Annotated in this window: 16 protein-coding genes and 1 pseudogene; 10 read left to right on the top strand and 7 right to left on the bottom strand. The window is 59.7% G+C overall.

Annotated features, from left to right (window positions below; genetic code table 11):
• The first annotated feature begins 150 nt into the window (after positions 1-150).
• Positions 151-1,011, top strand: coding sequence for a L,D-transpeptidase (locus QCM77_RS36595; protein ID WP_279661244.1), 861 nt, complete (start codon positions 151-153; stop codon positions 1,009-1,011).
• Between the two features lie 189 nt (positions 1,012-1,200).
• On the opposite strand, the gene QCM77_RS36590 is transcribed toward QCM77_RS36595, so the two are convergent.
• Both QCM77_RS36590 and QCM77_RS36585 read right to left on the bottom strand, forming a co-directional pair.
• Entirely contained in the window at positions 1,201-1,779 is a 579-nt protein-coding gene (locus QCM77_RS36590) for a dioxygenase family protein (protein WP_279691216.1), read from the bottom strand.
• Between the two features lie 8 nt (positions 1,780-1,787).
• On the bottom strand, positions 1,788-2,768 hold the full coding sequence (locus QCM77_RS36585) for a tripartite tricarboxylate transporter substrate-binding protein (RefSeq protein WP_280096205.1): 981 nt from the start codon (positions 2,766-2,768) through the stop codon (positions 1,788-1,790).
• Between the two features lie 119 nt (positions 2,769-2,887).
• Between QCM77_RS36585 and QCM77_RS36580 the strand changes: the two genes are divergently transcribed.
• Positions 2,888-3,826, top strand: a complete 939-nt coding sequence (locus tag QCM77_RS36580; protein WP_280096204.1) for a LysR family transcriptional regulator — start codon at positions 2,888-2,890, stop codon at positions 3,824-3,826.
• A 236-nt stretch (positions 3,827-4,062) separates the two neighbouring features.
• Here the strand turns inward: QCM77_RS36580 and QCM77_RS36575 are convergent, their stop codons facing one another.
• Together QCM77_RS36575 and QCM77_RS36570 are read right to left on the bottom strand one after the other, a co-directional pair.
• Positions 4,063-5,598, bottom strand: coding sequence for a peroxidase family protein (locus QCM77_RS36575; protein WP_279661240.1), 1,536 nt, complete (start codon positions 5,596-5,598; stop codon positions 4,063-4,065).
• A 334-nt stretch (positions 5,599-5,932) separates the two neighbouring features.
• A complete protein-coding gene (locus tag QCM77_RS36570) occupies positions 5,933-6,166 on the bottom strand; it encodes a DUF3551 domain-containing protein (RefSeq protein ID WP_279661239.1) in 234 nt (77 codons plus the stop codon).
• 231 nt (positions 6,167-6,397) lie between these two features.
• On the opposite strand from QCM77_RS36570, the gene QCM77_RS36565 reads away from it, so the two are divergent.
• The 7 genes from QCM77_RS36565 to QCM77_RS36535 all read left to right on the top strand — a co-directional run bounded on the left by QCM77_RS36565 (position 6,398) and on the right by QCM77_RS36535 (position 13,262).
• A complete protein-coding gene (locus QCM77_RS36565; RefSeq protein WP_279661238.1) occupies positions 6,398-6,736 on the top strand; it encodes a hypothetical protein in 339 nt (112 codons plus the stop codon).
• A gap of 160 nt (positions 6,737-6,896) precedes the next feature.
• Positions 6,897-7,310 (top strand): hypothetical protein, encoded by a 414-nt coding sequence (locus QCM77_RS36560; RefSeq protein ID WP_279661237.1) that lies wholly within the window; start codon positions 6,897-6,899, stop codon positions 7,308-7,310.
• Positions 7,311-7,400: 90 nt separating this feature from the next.
• Positions 7,401-7,883 (top strand): transcription elongation factor GreA, encoded by a 483-nt coding sequence (gene greA / locus QCM77_RS36555; protein WP_279661236.1) that lies wholly within the window; start codon positions 7,401-7,403, stop codon positions 7,881-7,883.
• A gap of 11 nt (positions 7,884-7,894) precedes the next feature.
• The gene (locus QCM77_RS36550; RefSeq protein ID WP_279661235.1) at positions 7,895-8,473 is read left to right on the top strand and encodes a hypothetical protein; all 579 of its coding nucleotides are present in this window, start codon (positions 7,895-7,897) and stop codon (positions 8,471-8,473) included.
• Positions 8,474-8,623: 150 nt separating this feature from the next.
• Positions 8,624-9,301 (top strand): hypothetical protein, encoded by a 678-nt coding sequence (locus QCM77_RS36545; protein ID WP_279661234.1) that lies wholly within the window; start codon positions 8,624-8,626, stop codon positions 9,299-9,301.
• A gap of 584 nt (positions 9,302-9,885) precedes the next feature.
• Entirely contained in the window at positions 9,886-11,217 is a 1,332-nt protein-coding gene (locus QCM77_RS36540) for a tyrosine-type recombinase/integrase (protein WP_280096203.1), read from the top strand.
• Between the two features lie 953 nt (positions 11,218-12,170).
• Positions 12,171-13,262: an MmgE/PrpD family protein gene (locus tag QCM77_RS36535; protein WP_347882417.1), complete on the top strand. Its 1,092-nt coding sequence runs from the start codon at positions 12,171-12,173 to the stop codon at positions 13,260-13,262.
• Here QCM77_RS36535 and QCM77_RS36530 read toward each other — a convergent pair.
• The 3 genes and pseudogenes from QCM77_RS36530 to QCM77_RS36520 form a co-directional block, all read right to left on the bottom strand.
• A pseudogene (locus QCM77_RS36530) lies at positions 13,198-13,383 on the bottom strand (IS630 transposase-related protein); the annotation flags it as partial. The gene QCM77_RS36535 and the pseudogene QCM77_RS36530 overlap by 65 nt on opposite strands.
• Positions 13,384-13,523: 140 nt before the next feature.
• Positions 13,524-14,957, bottom strand: coding sequence for a hypothetical protein (locus QCM77_RS36525; protein ID WP_280096201.1), 1,434 nt, complete (start codon positions 14,955-14,957; stop codon positions 13,524-13,526).
• Positions 14,917-15,966 (bottom strand): nucleoid-associated protein, encoded by a 1,050-nt coding sequence (locus QCM77_RS36520; RefSeq protein WP_280096200.1) that lies wholly within the window; start codon positions 15,964-15,966, stop codon positions 14,917-14,919. The genes QCM77_RS36525 and QCM77_RS36520 overlap by 41 nt, the downstream gene beginning before the upstream one ends.
• A 340-nt stretch (positions 15,967-16,306) precedes the next feature.
• Here QCM77_RS36520 and QCM77_RS36515 point away from each other — a divergent pair, with 340 nt between their 5' ends.
• Entirely contained in the window at positions 16,307-17,854 is a 1,548-nt protein-coding gene (locus QCM77_RS36515) for a Fic family protein (protein ID WP_280096207.1), read from the top strand.
• Positions 17,855-17,951 lie beyond the last annotated feature (97 nt).

Below are 17,951 nucleotides of genomic sequence, written 5' to 3'. Positions count from 1 at the left end.
AATCCGACCTCGCCCCGTCGGGGCGAGGTGGGCCACAAGGCCGCCCGCGCGAGGCGAGCGACAGCACGGTTCCAGCCTCAGCGACATCGCTTCGAAGTTTCTTAAATTTTGCCGGGTACCTCTTCCAGGCATGGTGACCTGGAGAAAGATATGAGTAAGCGGGCCAAACGTGGGAAGGCAGAGACGCTCGCACTCCCAATGGCCGGGAGAGTTGCAATTGGCGCCGTGGCCGTCGCTGCGTTGGGATACGGTTTGCTGGCTCGACCGATGAGCGTGCAACCGTCACGAAAGCTGTCCGCGCACCAGGCGCAGGCGTCGTCAACTCCGGTTTACGTGTCAACGCCAGTTCATGCATCAGCGCCAGCTCCGGCTCCGCTTCCGGCCCCGGCGCCTCTGGTCGAACCACCAAAAGCCGCTGACGTTCCCGGAGCATTTGTTCGGCAGGTGGTTGACTACGCCAGCCACCAGACGCCGGGCACCGTGATCATCGATATCAGGAACACCTTCCTTTATCTTGTCCTGAACGACGCGCAAGCACTGCGCTACGGCATCGGTGTTGGCCGCGAAGGTTTTACATGGTCCGGTGAGCAGACTGTGGCTCGTAAAGCAGAATGGCCGGATTGGCATCCGCCTGCGGAGATGGTCTCGCGTCAGCCTTATCTCCCGCGCTTCATGGCAGGCGGTCCCGGCAACCCGCTCGGCGCTCGGGCGATGTATCTGGGCGAGACGGAATATCGAATTCACGGCACCAACAACCCCGATACGATCGGGAAGCGGGTCTCGTCCGGCTGTATCCGGCTGACCAATGAGGACGTCGTGGACCTTTACGAGCGGGTGAAAGTCGGAGCGAAAGTGATCGTGCTTCCGGCAACGGCTGCCCACCGACCATCCCAGGGAGCGCCGGCCGACGCCGCTTTCCGATTACCGGACCCGGCACCGCCGTCGAAGCGGCTCCCGGCGACTAACACGCAGATGCCGTCATCTGGACCGAAGATCGCCGAGGCCCAGTAACTCGGTTCTCCGTCCTCGGTCTGCAACCGAAGACAAGGAGGCAATTTAAGTCGTCGCTTTTAAGTCAGCTTCTGGCCGATAGCAGGCGCTTTACAGCACTCGGCCCCGACGTCGGCTTGTGGACCCAAAGCGGACATTCGGTCTTCCCCTAAACTCGTGAAGCTTCGAAGTATTACTGTCTAGCAGCCTCTAGCCCCTTGACAGCACGATATCGAAATTTAGCGCGCGGTGATCGCATCCATCTTCCGATGGAACGGGCTTTGCCATTAGCAAATCCGGACGTAGCGCGGCGTTAAGCAGTCTGTCGCAGGCATTGAGCGGCTCGTCAGGAAAATACATCTGGGTGATCAGCCGCTCGAACCGCCCGTGAATCTCGAAGTGAATGTGCGGCGGGCGCATCCAGTCCGGTCCTGCGGGATATGCGCCGGGCTTGACGGTCTTGATCCGATAAAACCCGTCGTCATCTGATCGAATGCCGACGCAACCCACGAAGCTGGAATCCAGCGGCGCGGGATTGGGGTCGTTGCCGTGCGCGTAACGACCGAAGGTGTTGGCTTGCCACACGATGATGGGGATATTGCGAACGGGTTCGCCGTCCAGATTGAGCACCCTTCCGGTGACCTGGATGATCTCTCCCTGGGCATGCCCTTCGATCCCTTTGACCGAGGTCAGGTCGTCTTGTGGGACCGCCGTGTGTCCCGTTGGGAAGTAGGGGCCGAGAATCTGGTCTGGCGTTCGGTACCGGCGCGTGGCGCTTAAGTTGTTCATAACCCGCCTCAATCTTCTGGCGTAAAGCCGGAGGCCTGCACGATCGGTCCCCAATGGTCGAAATCGGATTTGATCAGTTGCGCAAATTCCTTCGGCGTTTCGCCGGCCGGATCCATGGCAAGCCTGGCCAAGGCCGTCTTGAAGGCGTCGGTATTCACCACCGCGCGGATCGCTTCATTGAGATGGTTCACCATTTCAGCCGGCGTATTTGCCGGAACAAAGACGCCAAACCACTCATTGGCCTCCAGCGCCGGGTATCCCGCCTCGCGAACCGTCGGCACATCGGGAATTCGTGGCGATCGTTGCGGTCCGGTTGTCGCCAGTGCCCTAATGGCGCCGGATTGCACATACGGAAGGGCGGTACCGATTGGATAGATCGTCGCAGCAATCCGGCCGCCGATCAGATCCTGGATGCCGCCCGGGCCGCCATAGGGCAGGTGCACGAATGCGAACCGGCCGGCCTTGGCTAGGCTCACGCCGGTGAAATGCAACATCGATCCGGCCGCCGCCGTGCCGTAGGTCGCCAGCTTGGGATTGGCCGCGCACCATGTCACGAAGTCGGCCAGCGTCCTGACTTCGGCCGGCACCATCGGGCCGACGGTGATCAGAAATGGAAAGGAGCAGACGGTCGTGACCGGAGCGAAATCCTTGAACGCGTCATAGCCAAGCGACTTGTAGACATGGGGGAATATGGCGACGCTGGAGGCGGGCGTCAGGATTATCGCCGTGCCATCAGCCGAACTGGTTTTCAGCGCGCCGAGTGCAAGCCGGCCGCCGGCGCCGGGGCGATTGTCGACGATGAAAGAAGATGAGTATCCCTTCATTCCATCGACCAGCATTCGGGCGATCACGTCGATCGCGCCGCCGGCGCCGAAGCCCACCAGCATGCGTGACGCGCTCTCGGCGGACGCGGTGCGGATTGCGTTGGGGAAAATGGCGGCGAGGCCGCCGGTGCACGCCAGCGCTATGAGTCTTCGCTTCGTGATCATGGGATCGCCCTCGTCTCCGGCCCGGTCCTCATCGAACCGCTGTCACTCTGGTCCGCCCGGGCATTATCTGGTAGACCGAAAATTGCGGCATCCCTGTAACCCCAAGGTTAAGGCTCGCCATGGACTGGTCGGATCGAATTGGCCGCCGCATCAAGTTGCGCGACCTCCATATCCTGATGGCGATCGCCGATACCGGTAGCATGGCGAAGGCAGCCGCCAGGCTGGGAATTTCCCATCCCGCTGTCTCCAAGGCGATCTCCGAAATCGAAGGCACGCTCGGCGTCCGGTTGTTCGATCGCGGTTCGCAGGGCGCCGAGCTCACGTCCCATGGCGAGGTGCTGCTTCGCTGCGGCATCAATGTCTTCGACGAGATGCAGCAAGAGCTTCGCTCGCTCGAGCATTTGTCCGATCCAAACTCCGGCGAAGTGAGATTGGGGTGCACCGACATCATCCTGCATAGCCTGGTGCCGTCGATCGTGCGGGAATTTTCGGCGAAACATCCCGGGGTCCAGCTCGATGTGAAATTGACCAATCCGGGCGAACATCAGATCCTGGAGCTACGTGAGCGAAGGATCGATTTGCTGATTACGAGAGCCACGGTACTGAAGGACGATTTCCATTCCGAAGTTTTGTTCGATGAGCCCCTTGTCTTCGTTGTGGGGGCCCACGGTGAATTGGCGCGAAAGCGCCGAATCTCCCTCACGGACATCATCATGGGCAATTGGGTGTTGCCGCCCTATGACAGCGCGCCAGGCGCGATCGTCGGCGAGGTATTTCGAGCCAATGGTTTTTCACCACCGAAGCCACGGGTCAAAACTATCGCCATTCAGCTCACGGTATCGCTGATTGCAAGCGGACAATTCGTCGGAATTCTTCCCGCATCGGTAGCGGCACTGAGCGCGCATCGGGCCGCGTTGAAAGTTTTGCCGCTAAAAACCGCTGGTCCCCGGATTTCGGCCGAGATCGTATTCCTGAAAAATCGAACGCTCAGCCCCGCGGTTGAAGCGTTCATCAACTGTACGCGGGAAGTCGCGAAATCGCTTGTTCGCGCGCCTTAATCAAATGTATGGCTGCTATTGGCCCAAGGCCGAACTGGCGGCATGTCGGTCTCAATGTCGCCTTCCGAGAGCAAACCAGACGCGACGAGTTTATGAGGGCACGCCCGAGAGCTGACTGATCTTTAGCCGACTCGATGCGTGCCAGGAAATCGGTCACCTCGCCCCGTCGGGGCGAGGTGGGCCACAAGGCCGCCCGCGCGAGGCGAGCGGCCTTTGCATCATCGTCCGTCGTAACCTCAGTGCAGCGGATCGCCCTGGCCGAGTGCGTAGGCGACGAGGTCCTTCAGCGCGAAGCTGGAGCCGGTCACCGGCGTCCATTGCGGGTCGAGCGACAGCAGGGAGGAGTTGTCGCCGAACATCATGCCGAGGAAGACTTCGGCGACGATGCGACCGCCGACGGGGCCGAGCTGCGGCGTGTTGATGGGGCCGGGCGCGCCGGTGACGGGAATCGTGACGGCGGTCTGGAACTGCCGCGCCTCGGCCAGGATATAGGCCCAGAGCGGACAATTGCCGGCAAACACGCCGTTGGCGATGGTCGCGATCTTGACTTGCGGATCGCCCGTGCCGGGCTCGTCGACGGCCTTGCCGATGATGATCTCGTCGTCCGTCAGCGGCGTCAGGTTCATCGCCCTGGCGACGGCCTGGCCGGACGGCAGTCCGAGCCGCCAGCTGCGCTCGAGATTGCGCAGCGCGAGTGAAGACGGATTGGACGCGACTTCCGGCGGCAGCTTGCGCAACGGGTCCACCAGCGAAGAATCGATGCGATAGGCGAACTGAAGCCGCCTCTTGTTGTCGGCATTGGTGTCGTCGTCCTCGACGCCATAGGCGCGCGTGTCGAGATCGATGAATCGGCCCCAATCCATGGCGCGTCCCGGGCCCATGGCGCGGAAGCCGGTCAGTGCGTTGTGGTCGGGATTGTTGGGATCGGGGAAGATCTGCAGCAGCATGTTGGCCGCATCGTTCATCCGGTAGCCGGGGCGGATCATGGAGTGACCGAGCCGGTAGGCCGCGACCGAGAACTCGACCGGCATGAACGGATAAGTCTTCCAATGGTAGTGGGCGAGTTTGCTGCGGTCATAGCTGCCTGCAGTCTTCAGCTCGTCCAGCACGCTGGCGTGGACGATGCGCGGCAGGAAGTCGTTCAGCACCAAATATTGATAGTGGAATCGAACGCGCTGCTGCACGTCCTCGAACGACAGGCTGTCATTGTCGTCGACCATGCGGTTGTGAAAGCGCAGCATCAAGGCCTGGAACTGCGAGACGATGCTGTTCTCGTCGTTGCGGGGATCGCCGATCAGCGCGCGGCCCTTGAAGCGCGGCAGGTCGCTGGCATCGGGCACGCCCGCGCCGGTGACCTTCTCGCCGAGGCGGAATTTGCTGCCGTCATACATGTAGGGCTGGTCGTTCGGACCGCGGCCGTAGAGATTGTCGAGGTCCAGCGCCGGCGTGCGGAAGTCGACGAGCCCGTCGGGGTCCTGCTGTTTGGTCAGCGAGCTTACCGGATCGAAGGTGATGTCGTGGTCGATGAACTGGCCGAAATAGGTGTAGAGCGCGGGAATGCCGCTCTCTTCCGCGTCGGGCCCGTCCTTCGGTCCATCGAAGCCAGCGACCATCTTGTCGGCCAGCGCCGACAGGTTCGCGACATTGTCGGAATCGTTCGGGCCGAATTTCGCCGGTGCGAGCTTGCGGAACATGCGGCCGAAGCGGCCTTGCGAAAGCGGCGAACGCGTTGCGTTCAGACCGCGCGGAACAATTGCGTGGCGGCTGCTCATTGAAATACCTCCCTGAAAGTCACGATGGAAAATAACTAAAGCTAAAGTTGTCCGTAACAGGATATGCATGCGAGGCTAGACCCGGCGATGCGACGCCACAAGCCGCCACTTCACACAACGCGCGGCATCGATGGTGATTTGGGAGGGAGCGTTGCGGACAAGCTGCGGCTGCGCTTTGCAAATTCTTCCCGGAGCGATGACGGATAACATTCTCGTCATCGACAGGCGCAAGCGGCTTCGCGCAGTGTCAATTCGCCGGACCGTCGGCGAAGCGGATCGTCTTCACGTAAAAATTGTGGCGGCGCGCGCGCCATGCGCACACGCCGCAAATTCGTCAGTAGTCGCGCTGCTGCGAGAACGCGTAGCGCGGATTGATGCCGCAATAAGCCGACGTGCCGGAGGCACTGGCAAGGCACTGCTGATAGCTGGCGAACTGGCAGTTGCCGGGATAACCCCACATGCGGCCCTGCAGGCAATATCGATCGTTCGCAGGATGTGCCTGGGCGACCGGGGATGCTACGGCGATCAGGGCCGCGAGCGATGCGAGAGTGAGGATGGTGCGACGCATTTCAGTCTCCTTCGAGAGCGAGTGGATAAGACTATCAGATCATGCCTGTCTTGGTGTCGGCGGAATGCCTTGCGTTCGCGACAAGGCACATCATGACGCAGCCAGCCGCCGGCAATGTGATCTCGGCCACAGTTCGCGATCGGGTTCCGGCCTATCGTGAGCGGACTTGCACGCGTCGATCTCGGCGAACGACGCTTGCCTTATTCGGATCAAGTATTTTGGAGGTTCTAAATGCAAAGGTCATACTTGCTGGCTGCGACAACAGCGCTGGCGCTTCTCATGCAAACACCGCTCGCGCTGGCGCAGGGCGCACCGGCCTCCGGCGGAACCGCGGCGCCTGCGGCGACAACCACCGCGCCGGCAGCGACGACGACAGCGCCGGCTGCAACCAACGACACCTCCGGCCAGCCGACCGACTCCAAGAAGAGTGCGTCGAAGAAGCCGGCGAAAAAGAAAATGACGCGACAGCAGGAGATCGATCACTCGGTCGACAGCGGCACCGTGCCCGCGCGCTACCGCAGCTCGGTGCCCAGGCAGTACCAGCAATACGTTCCGTTCGATAAGCAGTGACGGATCGCACGGCGGCGCGAGGCGATCGGACGTCGCGCCGCCGGTGCCATCGCGTGACGGCCGTGAAAATAGGACCTTGGCCCGACGGACTCTGGCCACACATCCCCAGTAGCGGTCCGCGCGAGCGATGCTAAAGTAGGCCGAAGCCCCGGGGAGAGTAATGAGCGACGACGTGAAGGATGCGGGCCTTGTGGCCATGATCAGCAGCATCCTGGGAGGCAACAAGCGCGCAGCAGACAGTGTTGCGCCGCCGCCGCTCATCGAGGGTCCGCCGCCGACAGCGCCGACAAACGGATTTGAGCCGGTCGAGCCGCCGGCGAAGATCGCCACGACGCCGGATGGCAAGCGCTTGCTGCCGGCGGAAGTGATCGCCGATCTCGTCCTCGGCGAGCTGCGCAAGATGGAGAATTTTCCGGCGACCGGCGTCACTGTCACCGTCTACGGCTACCGGCACTGGAACGCGATGATCACCTTCGCGCCGTTCTCGACCAGTTTCCAGAACGCGACCCGGTTCCGCCAGGCCATGCCGGACCTCGTCTTCAAGCTGCGCCGTTTCGTCGAACTTGAGATATGATCCGGCAAATCACCGGCGGCTGCCCGGCGCGATTCCTCGCGGCGTGAAGGCGCTGGCCGTGAGCCCGAACAGTTCGACAGGATTTTCGACTTGAGCGTTGCCTTTACCAAAGAAGAGAGCGCGGAAACCGCCGCCGAGACGTTGTTGCCGGATCGTCCGATCTCGCCGCATCCCAATCTCGTGACGGAAGCAGGCTTGCAGGCGTTGCAGAGACAGCTTCAAACAGCACGCAAGGCCTATGAAGCCGCGCAAGCCATCGAGGACGTCAACGAGAAGCGCCGGCAGTCGGCGGTGCCCTTGCGCGACGCCCGCTATCTCACCGAACGGCTGCGCACGGCGCAGGTCATTCCCGCCCCGGCCTCGACCGATATCGTCGCCTTCGGCAGCACGGTGACCTTCAGCCGCGCCGATGGCCGGGTGCAAACCTATCGCATCGTCGGTGAGGACGAAGCCGACCCCAAGGCGGGTTCGATCTCGTTCGTGGCGCCGGTGGCGAAGTCGCTGATGGGGAAGGCGGTGGGAGATGTCGTGGGGTCGGGCGCGCAGGAGATCGAGATTTTGTCGATTGGGTAGGGGGCGGTCAGATGGGCAGCGAGAATGCAGCCACGACGAGCGCTAGCAACGATCGCTTCGCTATGTGGCCGGCCGCATTGGCCTGCTGTTTTCCCGTGATCTTGGTCCTGCTTTGGAGCGGACCGTTCGAGGTTTCATTCTTGGGCGTCCCCGTCCTATTTCTGGCATGGGTTTGCTCGGCACTGCTTGCATTGGGACTCGCGCTTCTTTCGGCTCGTGCGCGTGACTGGCGGCGGGCCATATCGATGTCGGTCTTACCGCTCGCCACATTTGTCTTCGTCGCCAATGCCGGCGTCATCTGGCCACTTGCAGTGGAAATCGGAGAGAGAATCCATTTCCAGGCCATGCGCCGCAGCTATCTTGAGGATGTGGCGAGGCTTCCATCGTCGGGCGAACCTCGATTCGCCCTATGGCAGTGGGGTGGATTTGGACTCGGGCACGCCGTTGTCTACGACGAGGGCGATGAAATCGTGCTGCCGGAGCAATCGTCATCTTGGAAGAAGAGGGTTGCGAATACCGAAATCGGGTCGTGTGGTGCGTGGGGATTGCCGTTGGGGGATCACTTTTATCTCGTTCGGACCGGCTGTTGAATTTCATAGGCAAGGCGAGGATTGCGTGGGCAAAGGGGGCTATCGACAAGAGCAACCTCATTCGCCTAAAGCATAAGCCATGCGTTTCAATCGTCTCGCCCTGATATCGATGGTCTCCGCCGTCTCCGTGAATCAAAGCGCGACGGTTGGATGAGGCGGTTTCTGTCGGGGGCGTTGCCGTTCTACGCACTGGCCGGATTGGCCATGTGCATGTACCTCGTCCTGTACAAGACGAACCTGTTCGACTTGAACGCCATCGTCGAGGGTGCCACCGGTTCATCATGGTTTCCGGTCTTCGTGTTCGTCTGCGTGCTCCTGGAGTCGGTCTTCCCGTATTTTGGCTACTTTCCCGGAACCGCCCTCATCTTGATGTCCGTGGCGCTCAATCCGAAGCCCGCGGACGCCTCCGTTTTTATCGTGGCGTGGCTGGCCATCATCGTGGGCGCGGTTCTGAGTTACGGACAGGCTCGTTTTTTCAGACCGCTGTTGCAGCGGGTTGCCTCAAAAGCGGCACTGGGCCGATGTGAGTCCCTCCTCGACGCCTACGGTCCTTACGCGCGCGTTGCCTTGTTCGTTCATCCCAACGCTTGCGCGATGTATTTCACGGCACTCGGACTTCTCGGCCGGAGCCTGACGCGGGAACTCGCCCATCTGTGCGTGGGTGCAGCGGCCTGTGTGGGCGTTCTGTTCGTCGTCGTGGCCAGACTTGTCTCGTCCGTAGGCACCACCGATGATGGGGAATTGCAGCTGTTGCTGGCGGCAGCGCTGGTCGCCATCGGGACCCTGGTCGGTCTCTACGCGGCCTGGCGGCCGGCTCGGGCCGCTTGATCCGTCATCGCACTTTTGCCCCCCGCGATGATGCCATCATGCCCGTGTTTTGCCCGACGGAGCAAGCGATTCGGAAAAGGCGCAACCCATTGATCCGACTGAGGTCGGCTACTGTGCATGGGGTTGTTTTCGACATTTTTGATTGAGACGGCCCCGAAACGCCGCCAGGCGCCGACGATGGGTCCGCAATCGGTATTGTTCAGGAAGGTGAATGGTGGGCGCACAAGGGATCGAACCTTGGACCTCTCCCGTGTGAACCACAATATGTAGTCCCTAGTCAACCCGAGCCAGCCATAGTAAAAAGTAAATAAGTGTATGCGTTACGAAGGATTTCGCCATATGCGGCCATAATAGGCCACAACTGACCAAACTACATTTTGTATGCCCCCGCTGTGCCCCCGTGCCATCTTCCCTTGGGGCACACAAATCGGGGAGGGTCTGTGCCCCATCTGTTCTTCAAGGGCCGTCCTTCCACGCTGGTGTGCCCCGAGGCGGAAAAAGCGAAGGAAAGTCAATGATCACTTTCCCTCGCTTCGATGGTCCCGGCGGCTGCGGGGCACACCGCGACAGGGAGCACAAGGAAAATGCCGGAGCCGAGCAACCAGCTGACACTCACCGATGCCGTAATCCGCAACGCGACGTTGCCGCCGGGTAAGGCGCAGCATTATCTCCACGACGACAAGTTGCCCGGCCTCGCGCTGCGCATGCGCGCTACCGGTGGCCGGACCTGGGTCTACCTTTTCACCAAGCCGGGGGTGAGGGGAACCCAGCGCAAGACCCTCGGCCCCTGGCCCAAATATAATGAGAAGGCGGCGCGCAAGGCCGCCACCATCGCCGCAGGCGAGGTCTTCAAGGGCGTGGATCCGAACGACGCCAAGCGCGAGGCGAGGCGGCAACAGGCAGCCGAGAAGCAGCGCACCACGCTAACCACCCTCATTGTTGAAGATGGTCCCTACCAGGCGTCCTTGACCGGACGCCAAGTCGTCAACTGGAAGCCAGCAATGTCGGCGCTGCGGCGCGGGCTCAAGCAACACGCCGAGAGCGCCGTCGGAGACCTGACGCGGCGGCAGATCATGGCGGCCGTCGACAAGATTGCCAAGACCGGCAAGCGTGGGGCGGCCAAGGACCTGCGCAAGCACACCCACACCTTCCTCGAATGGTGCGTCGGCGAGGGTTATGTCGACCAGAATGTGCTGGCTGGTTATCGCGAGCCGAAGGAAACCCGGGCGCAGCGGATCTTGCGCCGCACCAAGGGACGCGCGCTGAGCGATGACGAGATCATCAAGGTCTGGCAGGCATCCGGCAAGCTCGGGACTTTCGGGCTTCTGGTACGGATGTGCCTACTAGGCGGCCCGCGCCGCAGGGAGCCAACCATGATCGAGTGGTCGAAGCACGTCATGGACGACCGCATCACCTTCGATGCCACATGGACCAAGATGGGCCTGCACCACGACCTGCCGCGCACCCATCTCGTTGACGAGGTGCTCGCGGCCGCGAAATATTTCCAGCGGGCAACTTCCGACTATGTCTTCCCGTCACCAAAGACCGGCGGCCTGATGTCCGGCTTCACCAAGATGGTCGACCGACTGGTCAAGGAAGCGAGCGTCGCCAAGTTCACCATGCATGACTTACGGCGGAGCTTGCGCACCATCATGTCACGCTGTGGCTACGACAACGAAATCCAGCGGTTGTGTGTTGGGCAAAAGCCAAGCGGAATCGATCAGGTCTACAATCACGACGAACAGTGGATCATCCGCAAGATGGCATTCGAAGCAGCTCACGACTACATTGCGGAGTTGGTCGGCGCGAAAAGGGTCGGCAAAATCGTGCGCCTGCAGCGGACGAATCCGCTTGACCCGATCAAGGCCGAGCTCCTCGGGCGTCTGCGTGAGCATTATGCGGCTGAGGGGCCTTAGTGGTTTTGCCGCACTTGGCCAGATAGTCCCGCACTGCATCGACACGATAGAGTGGCCGGCCATCGACGTAGCGCCATTTCAGGGGGTGGTTCGGATCGCGCCGCCACTGCTCCAGTGCGCCGGGCGTGCGCCGGATAACCGCGGCCGCCTCTAGTGCCGTCAAATTAGAGCTGTTCGGCAATGTATCGACATCGAAGGTCGCGGGCGGCGGCATGCCACGGTTCTTGCGAGGGCGCTTCGTGGCAGGCGGCATCTTGCTGGAATCTGCCGGCCCAAATACCTCGGTCCGTGTCTGTTCGTTCTTGCCCGGCATGCCTCCTCCCCGAACCATGATCGGTCTCTGATGCGATAAGACCGTGGGCTGCTCCAGCAAGAAAGGAATCAAGTGCACAGGTATGGCCGCTGGATAGCTGTGGCGTACAAAAAGGACGCCAATCTTTGCCGAGACCCTGACTGTGAATCGGGGACCGAACGATATCCTAAATGTTCGCTGGAGCTCGCATCTGTGGCATTCCGATCGGAGCACGATTGATTTAGCTGCAGATTCGGAAGGCGCACGACCAGCAACCAGGCCGTTATGAGCGGCAGGATATCGATCAGGTTTGTTGATTGTATAGAGTTTTCGTTTGATTTCGTTCGCGTTTTGTTGCGGTTCGTTCAGGTTGTTTCTGGTGCGAAACTGGTGCGGCTCGTCTGCAATCGATACTTGGACTTAGGGCATTGCGTTCTGTTGGTGATAAGGTGAGAACGCAAATTAGTCCCGGCGACCGACGGCAAACGAATTCCGTACGCCATCGTGCCGGCTGATCCCCGCGGCCTGTCAAGGTCAGCGTCCCGGTGCTTGCGCTATGGATTGTGCTTTTGGCTTCGCGTGCTCCATTCTTTGACGGCGCGACCATTGTCGATTTCTGAATTTTTCCACTAGGCTTATCGCGATTTTGTTGCAGCCCTTAGTGGCGCCATCGGAGCCGTGCAGCAATTTCATAGCGGAGGCTTTCATAAAACGTCGTGAATTTCTGACGCGATCCGCAACGGCCGCATGCGCGAGCTTCCTTCTGGAAAACGGGTCCGACGGTTCTCGCCTCGTTGGATCAGCGATTGCCGCTGACGAGGGGGATCGGCAGAAAGTGACGCTTGAGCAGAAATTTTCCGAATTCGCACTTTCGCTCAAGTATGAAGCTCTGCCCGCCGATGTTATCACCTCTGCCAAGCGCGTGCTTCTCGACACCCTGGGATGCGCATTCGGATCGGTAGGATCCGAGCCTTCGAATATTGCTCAAGCTTCTATTCGCAAGACTTTCGGAGACGGCGATACAGCCACAGTGATCGGCTATCCGCGGTCAGCTACCATAGAAGGCGCGATATTCGTCAATGGCGTCCTCGTTCGATCCCTCGATCTGAACGATACCTATATTGGCACCGAACCACTTCATCCGAGCGAGGTGCTGCCGACGGCGATTGCTCTATGCGAGGAGAATGGACGATCTGGCCGCGAGCTCATCGAAGCGATAGTCGCAGGCTATGAGGTCAGCATGCGCGTTAATGACGCCATCTCCTTCATTGAGCGCGGCTTCCACCCCCTTTGCGCGGCCTCCTACGGCATCCCTCTGATTGCGGGCAAGATCTGGGGGCTTCCAAAAGAGGCCATCGCCAACGCGGTTGGAATTTCCGCCGCCCGCGGCTTCACGAGCTTCGTCATCAACAGCGGCGCGATCAGCATGATGAAAGCCATGGGACTTGCCGCCACAGCCGCAGACGGCGTTTTCGCAGCGCGGCTCGCCGCCCAAGGCTTCACCGGGCCTTCCGGCACGCTGGAATGGCTGACGTCGAAGATGAAGCCGGTCAAGGAGGGGCTTGCCGTCGATCTTGAGCTTGCGCGATACCGGCTGCCGCAGGTGGCCTTCAAACGCTTTCCCATTCAAATCGAGTTACAGGCCGTAGCGGAGGCCGGCGCATCGCTTTCCTCGAAGGTCAGGGAGATATCTGGCCCGGAGCAACGCTGCCCGTCTCATCGACCCGCTTCATCCAGCCTATCGCTGTGCTGATCGCCACTCCAAACTGCTTGGCGGCCCGATTGCGGGACATTCCGCCCTCAATCGCCGCCACCACCCGCTTGCGAAGATCCAAAGAATAAGGCTTTGCCCATCCATGCTGCCCTCCGCCCAGCCAGCATGGTGAATCAGAAACAGACTGATTTGAGATCTCCAAATCGATTCAGCCTAACCCATCCCGCTTTAGGGTCGAAGCAGACATGATGAGCGTGTGATGGGCTACGCGGCTAGTAGAAATCTTGAAACCGCTCGAATTTACGGCGGCTTTGCCGGAGGCGGCGGAACTGGTGCTGGGCTGGGCGCGACGCCTGTAGCGGGGCTCGAAGATGAGGGCGTTACATCGTGTAGAGTGTGGACACCGGCGGCAACGAGAGCTCCGATCAATAGTCCATAGACAACAAGCAGTACGGCGCGGGTCTCCCGATAGTTCTTCATCGCTTGTTCGATGGGCGTTTCAGCGATTTCTTCCCGCTCGCGAACGGAGATGTAACTAAAAAGACTTTGCATCCAGCTCCGTCGGGACGAGGCTTGGCTTTGGAAGAACGCGCCATTGATCCGCCACTGTAAGGCGAACGACAGGCCGATGAATGCGGCGGCCGCAAAGTAGAATAAGGAAGAGATGAGAGGACCCGGTGTCTTGGCCGCATCACCCAGGATTTTCAGTATGAAAGGCGCTGCCGAGACGGCCAGGTCGCGCCAGAGCGTAGCCGCAAGATCCTGCGCCCGTTGCGCTACCTTCTGAGTTTCATCAATCACGGTCTTGCGGAGATCGGCGAGCGCCTTCAGAGTCTCGCGGCTCGATGATTGGACGTGAGCTTCATAGGCAGCTTTGGCCGCCTCAAGCGCCTGCTCCAATGTCGTAGCGAGATCTTGCTGAGGACGGCTCGCCCGAGCCAACTCACCGGAAAAGAGCAGGTGGCGTGCCTCGACATCTGTCCCCGAAAGAAAAACCCAGTTGGCGGATTCAGTTAATCGAGAACGAGCGCCGGGCAGGGCAGGATCATCGGCTCTAATGCGATAGATCGGAGGCGTCGCCGCCGCTTGCAGCCAGACCTGGCCATCCTCGAGCCAGGCGCGGGAGACGAGACCGCCCAACAATCTGCGGGCAGAAACCGTTTCCCAAGCTTGATACGCCGGCGATGAAACCGCTGGCGCGGCCAATAACAGCCAGGGATTGAGATCGGTAACGATTTCACGTTCGGGGACAAAGTCACGAACATAGCGAGTCGGGTCGATAGACCCAAGCAAAGGCTCCGCTGGCGGTGGCGTTTGCGCGAAATCCCATGAAGCGAACTCCAATCCTCGTGCGCGAAATGCCTGATTGGAATTCAAGTCGGCGATCGCGACGCGCGGGAGCAGAGTTCGTTGCACCAAATAATGTGGGATGTCGGACTGGAAGATAAAGAAGGCGCAGCCGTCGGCAGTCGGCTTTCCGAGCGTGATCACGATCTCGCGCGTCGAATCAAAAATATCACCCGTAACGAGATCACCACCGAGAGCTGGATTATAGACTTGCAATGACGAGAACGGCGTTGGGACGTCGTCGACGAACCCGAGCCAGGCGACCTGCGCATCGACAGACGGCAGCCGCCCTCGCAACACAAGGGCGTCAATACGTTCGTCCGCCACGGCGCCGTTCGCGACAAGCTCACGTACGCGTTCGACCAGATGTGTTGAGCTCGAAGTCATCGAGTGTGATCTTGTCCCTAATGATGATCTCGCCCTTGTCGCGGTTTACCGAAATGACTGAAGACATCAAACCGACAGGGAAGGTCAATTTGACCCCGCTTGCCGTCTCGACGCGACGGTTCTTGGGCGCCTGAATTGCGTTCTTTTGGAGCACGAACGATTCGCCCGCCATTCCTTCGCGCTTCAGCTTTGCCTTGAAGTCTGTCAGCACGGGGCTATCATCAGGCAGCGGCCCGAAAATGCTCTTCAGCCAATTTTCAGCACTTTCGCCGTCGATAGAACCGCCGGACTGGCTGGCGTCGTAGAGGCGTTGCGCCAGATTTTTCATCGCGTCCCGCGGAAGTATGTCTTTGTGCTTGTGCGCAATGTTGCGCGTGACCTCGACGATTGTCCTTGTCAACTCCTCTTCCGTTCGCTGGCGTCGTACGAGCAAGAACTGTTCGAAATAGGCTGCAGGCCGCTGCGGATTTTGACGATCGACAACGCAGATTTCGTCGCGCTCTTTGCCCAGCTTGATGAGCGCGGCTTTCTGCAGGGCGTTGCGGTTCTGGACAAAAGTCCGCTCAATCTCGCCGAAGGTCGGCTTCGGTTTCCCCGAACGCCCGCGACTGACGTCGTAGTCGTAACTGAGAACCTTTTCGTCCTCGAATTTCAGAAGCGCAAATACCCGGCCACCTGAACAAGACAGCGAGAAGATCAAGAAGGCACCGACAGCCGTGCTGCCTCCGTGAGCTTCATTGAACGCAGTTGCGAGTTTCTCGCTCTCTTCCTGGAAAGTCGCCCTGTCCCGGCTGATCCGAGCCAGTTGCGCCCGCACCGCCGCGTCCGCGAGGAATTCGTATCGGTTTCCGCTGTTGACCGATCGGACGCGGCCCAGGAAAAAGGATGCGTGTCGACCGGCGTCGAACGCCGTTAGTAGCTGAAAATGTTCCTCTCCCGGGCCGACAATATGAAAAACGCTCTGATCAATGCGCAGGCTTTCGAGTTCCTGCTCAGTAAGGAAGGCCATACACCACCATAGAACATAAAGAGAACATTTGCAATCGCGCCGATTTTTATTCCAAAATCTACGTCGTGTTCCGTTAAGAATCCTGCATCTCGTTAAGAATTCCACCCGACTTGTAGTCGCGGGGCCTGCGTACGGACGGTTGAAAGAGGGCCGGTCATGCCACTTGGATTGCTGGTTATCCACGAGGGTTCCTTTGGACCGACTAGGCGATGTGCGTGAAGACTTTTCATGTTTATCGTATGACGCGAAGGTTTTTCGCTATATATGAGGTGTTTTCGGCTCGAAGGCTAAATTGAGAGTGAAATTCACGACCGAGAACGTTTTTCACGGATTTGGCACAATGGAGACGGATTTTTCAGGGCCCGTGAGTGTTTTTCATGACCGGAGGCTGCCGGAGGTGGCAACTCCTGTTGGCTATGCGGCGCTGATTGACGCCTACAACCTATCCGCCCCGGTCCCGCGCATGCTTTCGGCCATCGGAACAAAGCACCGTATCATTGAGCAAGGGGGATGGCGCATCTATACGCCGCGGCATGCGCCGGACGCGACGCTTGAGGGACATCTCACCTTCGCTCTCAAGAATGAAGGACTCGATCTTGCAATCCTGAAGCGGCTTTTCCTCGCCGTGAACGAGGATCAGATTACGGACCTTGTAAGACAGAAGCCGACCGGTCTGTACACGCGTCGTATCTGGTTTCTCCATGAATGGCTGTTGGAGCGCCAACTCAATCTGCCTGCGGCAGATAAGGTCTCTTACGTCGATGCCGTCGATACCGAACTCCAATACGCTACCTCCGGGCGGAATTCGGCACGGCACCGCGTCCGCAACAATCTGCCAGGAACCCTGGAGTTCTGCCCGCTTGTTTTCAAGACTGCAGCACTGAGCGAATTTATTGCGCAGGATCTCAAGGAGCGCGCGCGTGTCGTCGTGAGCCAAGTGCCGAAGGATCTGCTCGCGCGAACTGCCGCCTTCCTTCTCCTCAAGGATTCAAAGTCAAGCTACGTCATTGAAGGAGAGAGACCGCCACAGGACCGTATCCAGCGATGGGGCAGGGTCATCGGTGAAGCGGGACGGGCACCGCTCGATGAGGCGGAGTTTCTGCGCCTGCAGCGCATTGTGATCGGCGATGAGCGCTTCGTGAAACTTGGTTTCCGTAACGAAGGTGGTTTCGTCGGCGAGCATGAACGCGAGACGCAAAGACCTATCCCAGATCATATCAGCGCGCGTCACGAAGATATCCCCTCCCTCGTGCGCGGACTGATCGCGTTCGATCATGCGGCGGAAAACGAGCTTGATCCCGTCGTCGCTGCCGCCGTGCTCGCCTTCGGGTTCGTTTACATCCACCCTTTCGAGGACGGCAACGGACGCATTCACCGATACCTGATGCACCATGTTCTGGCACGGCGCGGATTCAATCCCGCGGGGATCCACTTTCCGGTTTCTGCCGCGATTCTCGACAAGATCAGCGAATACAAGAGTGTGTTGGAAAGCTATTCGACTAGATTGCTTCCATGTGTTGAATGGGAGTCGACCCCACAGGGCAACGTCAAGGTCTTGAACGATACAGGTGATTTTTATCGTTTCTTCGACGCGACGCCCCACGCCGAGTTTCTGTACGAATGCGTGCAGAGGACCATCGAACAAGATCTTCCAAAGGAAACGCAATTTCTGCGGAGCTTCGATACCTTCCGCGCGGGCATCGAGAACATGATAGAAATGCCGGAGCGGACGCTCAATAACCTCTTCGGATTCCTGCAACAGAATGGAGGGCAACTCTCAAAGCGCGCTCGCGACAACGAGTTCTCCGAACTAACGCCGGATGAAGTCACGAGGATTGAGGAGCTTTATCAAGCGGCCTTCTCGAAAGACTCTGGAACGGCGAGTTGACTTGTCAGAGTGCCACCTGAATTGGGGCCTGTCGGATCAGATGCTGGTCGAGCCCTTGATAAAAAATAGCGCTCTCTATCGGCGTGGTCGCAGCTAA

Source organism: Bradyrhizobium nivariense, assembly GCF_029846695.2.
Taxonomy (GTDB): Bacteria; Pseudomonadota; Alphaproteobacteria; order Rhizobiales; family Xanthobacteraceae; genus Bradyrhizobium.
Note: the sequence above shows the minus strand (reverse complement) of the source record. Positions and strands in the feature narration are given on the sequence as shown.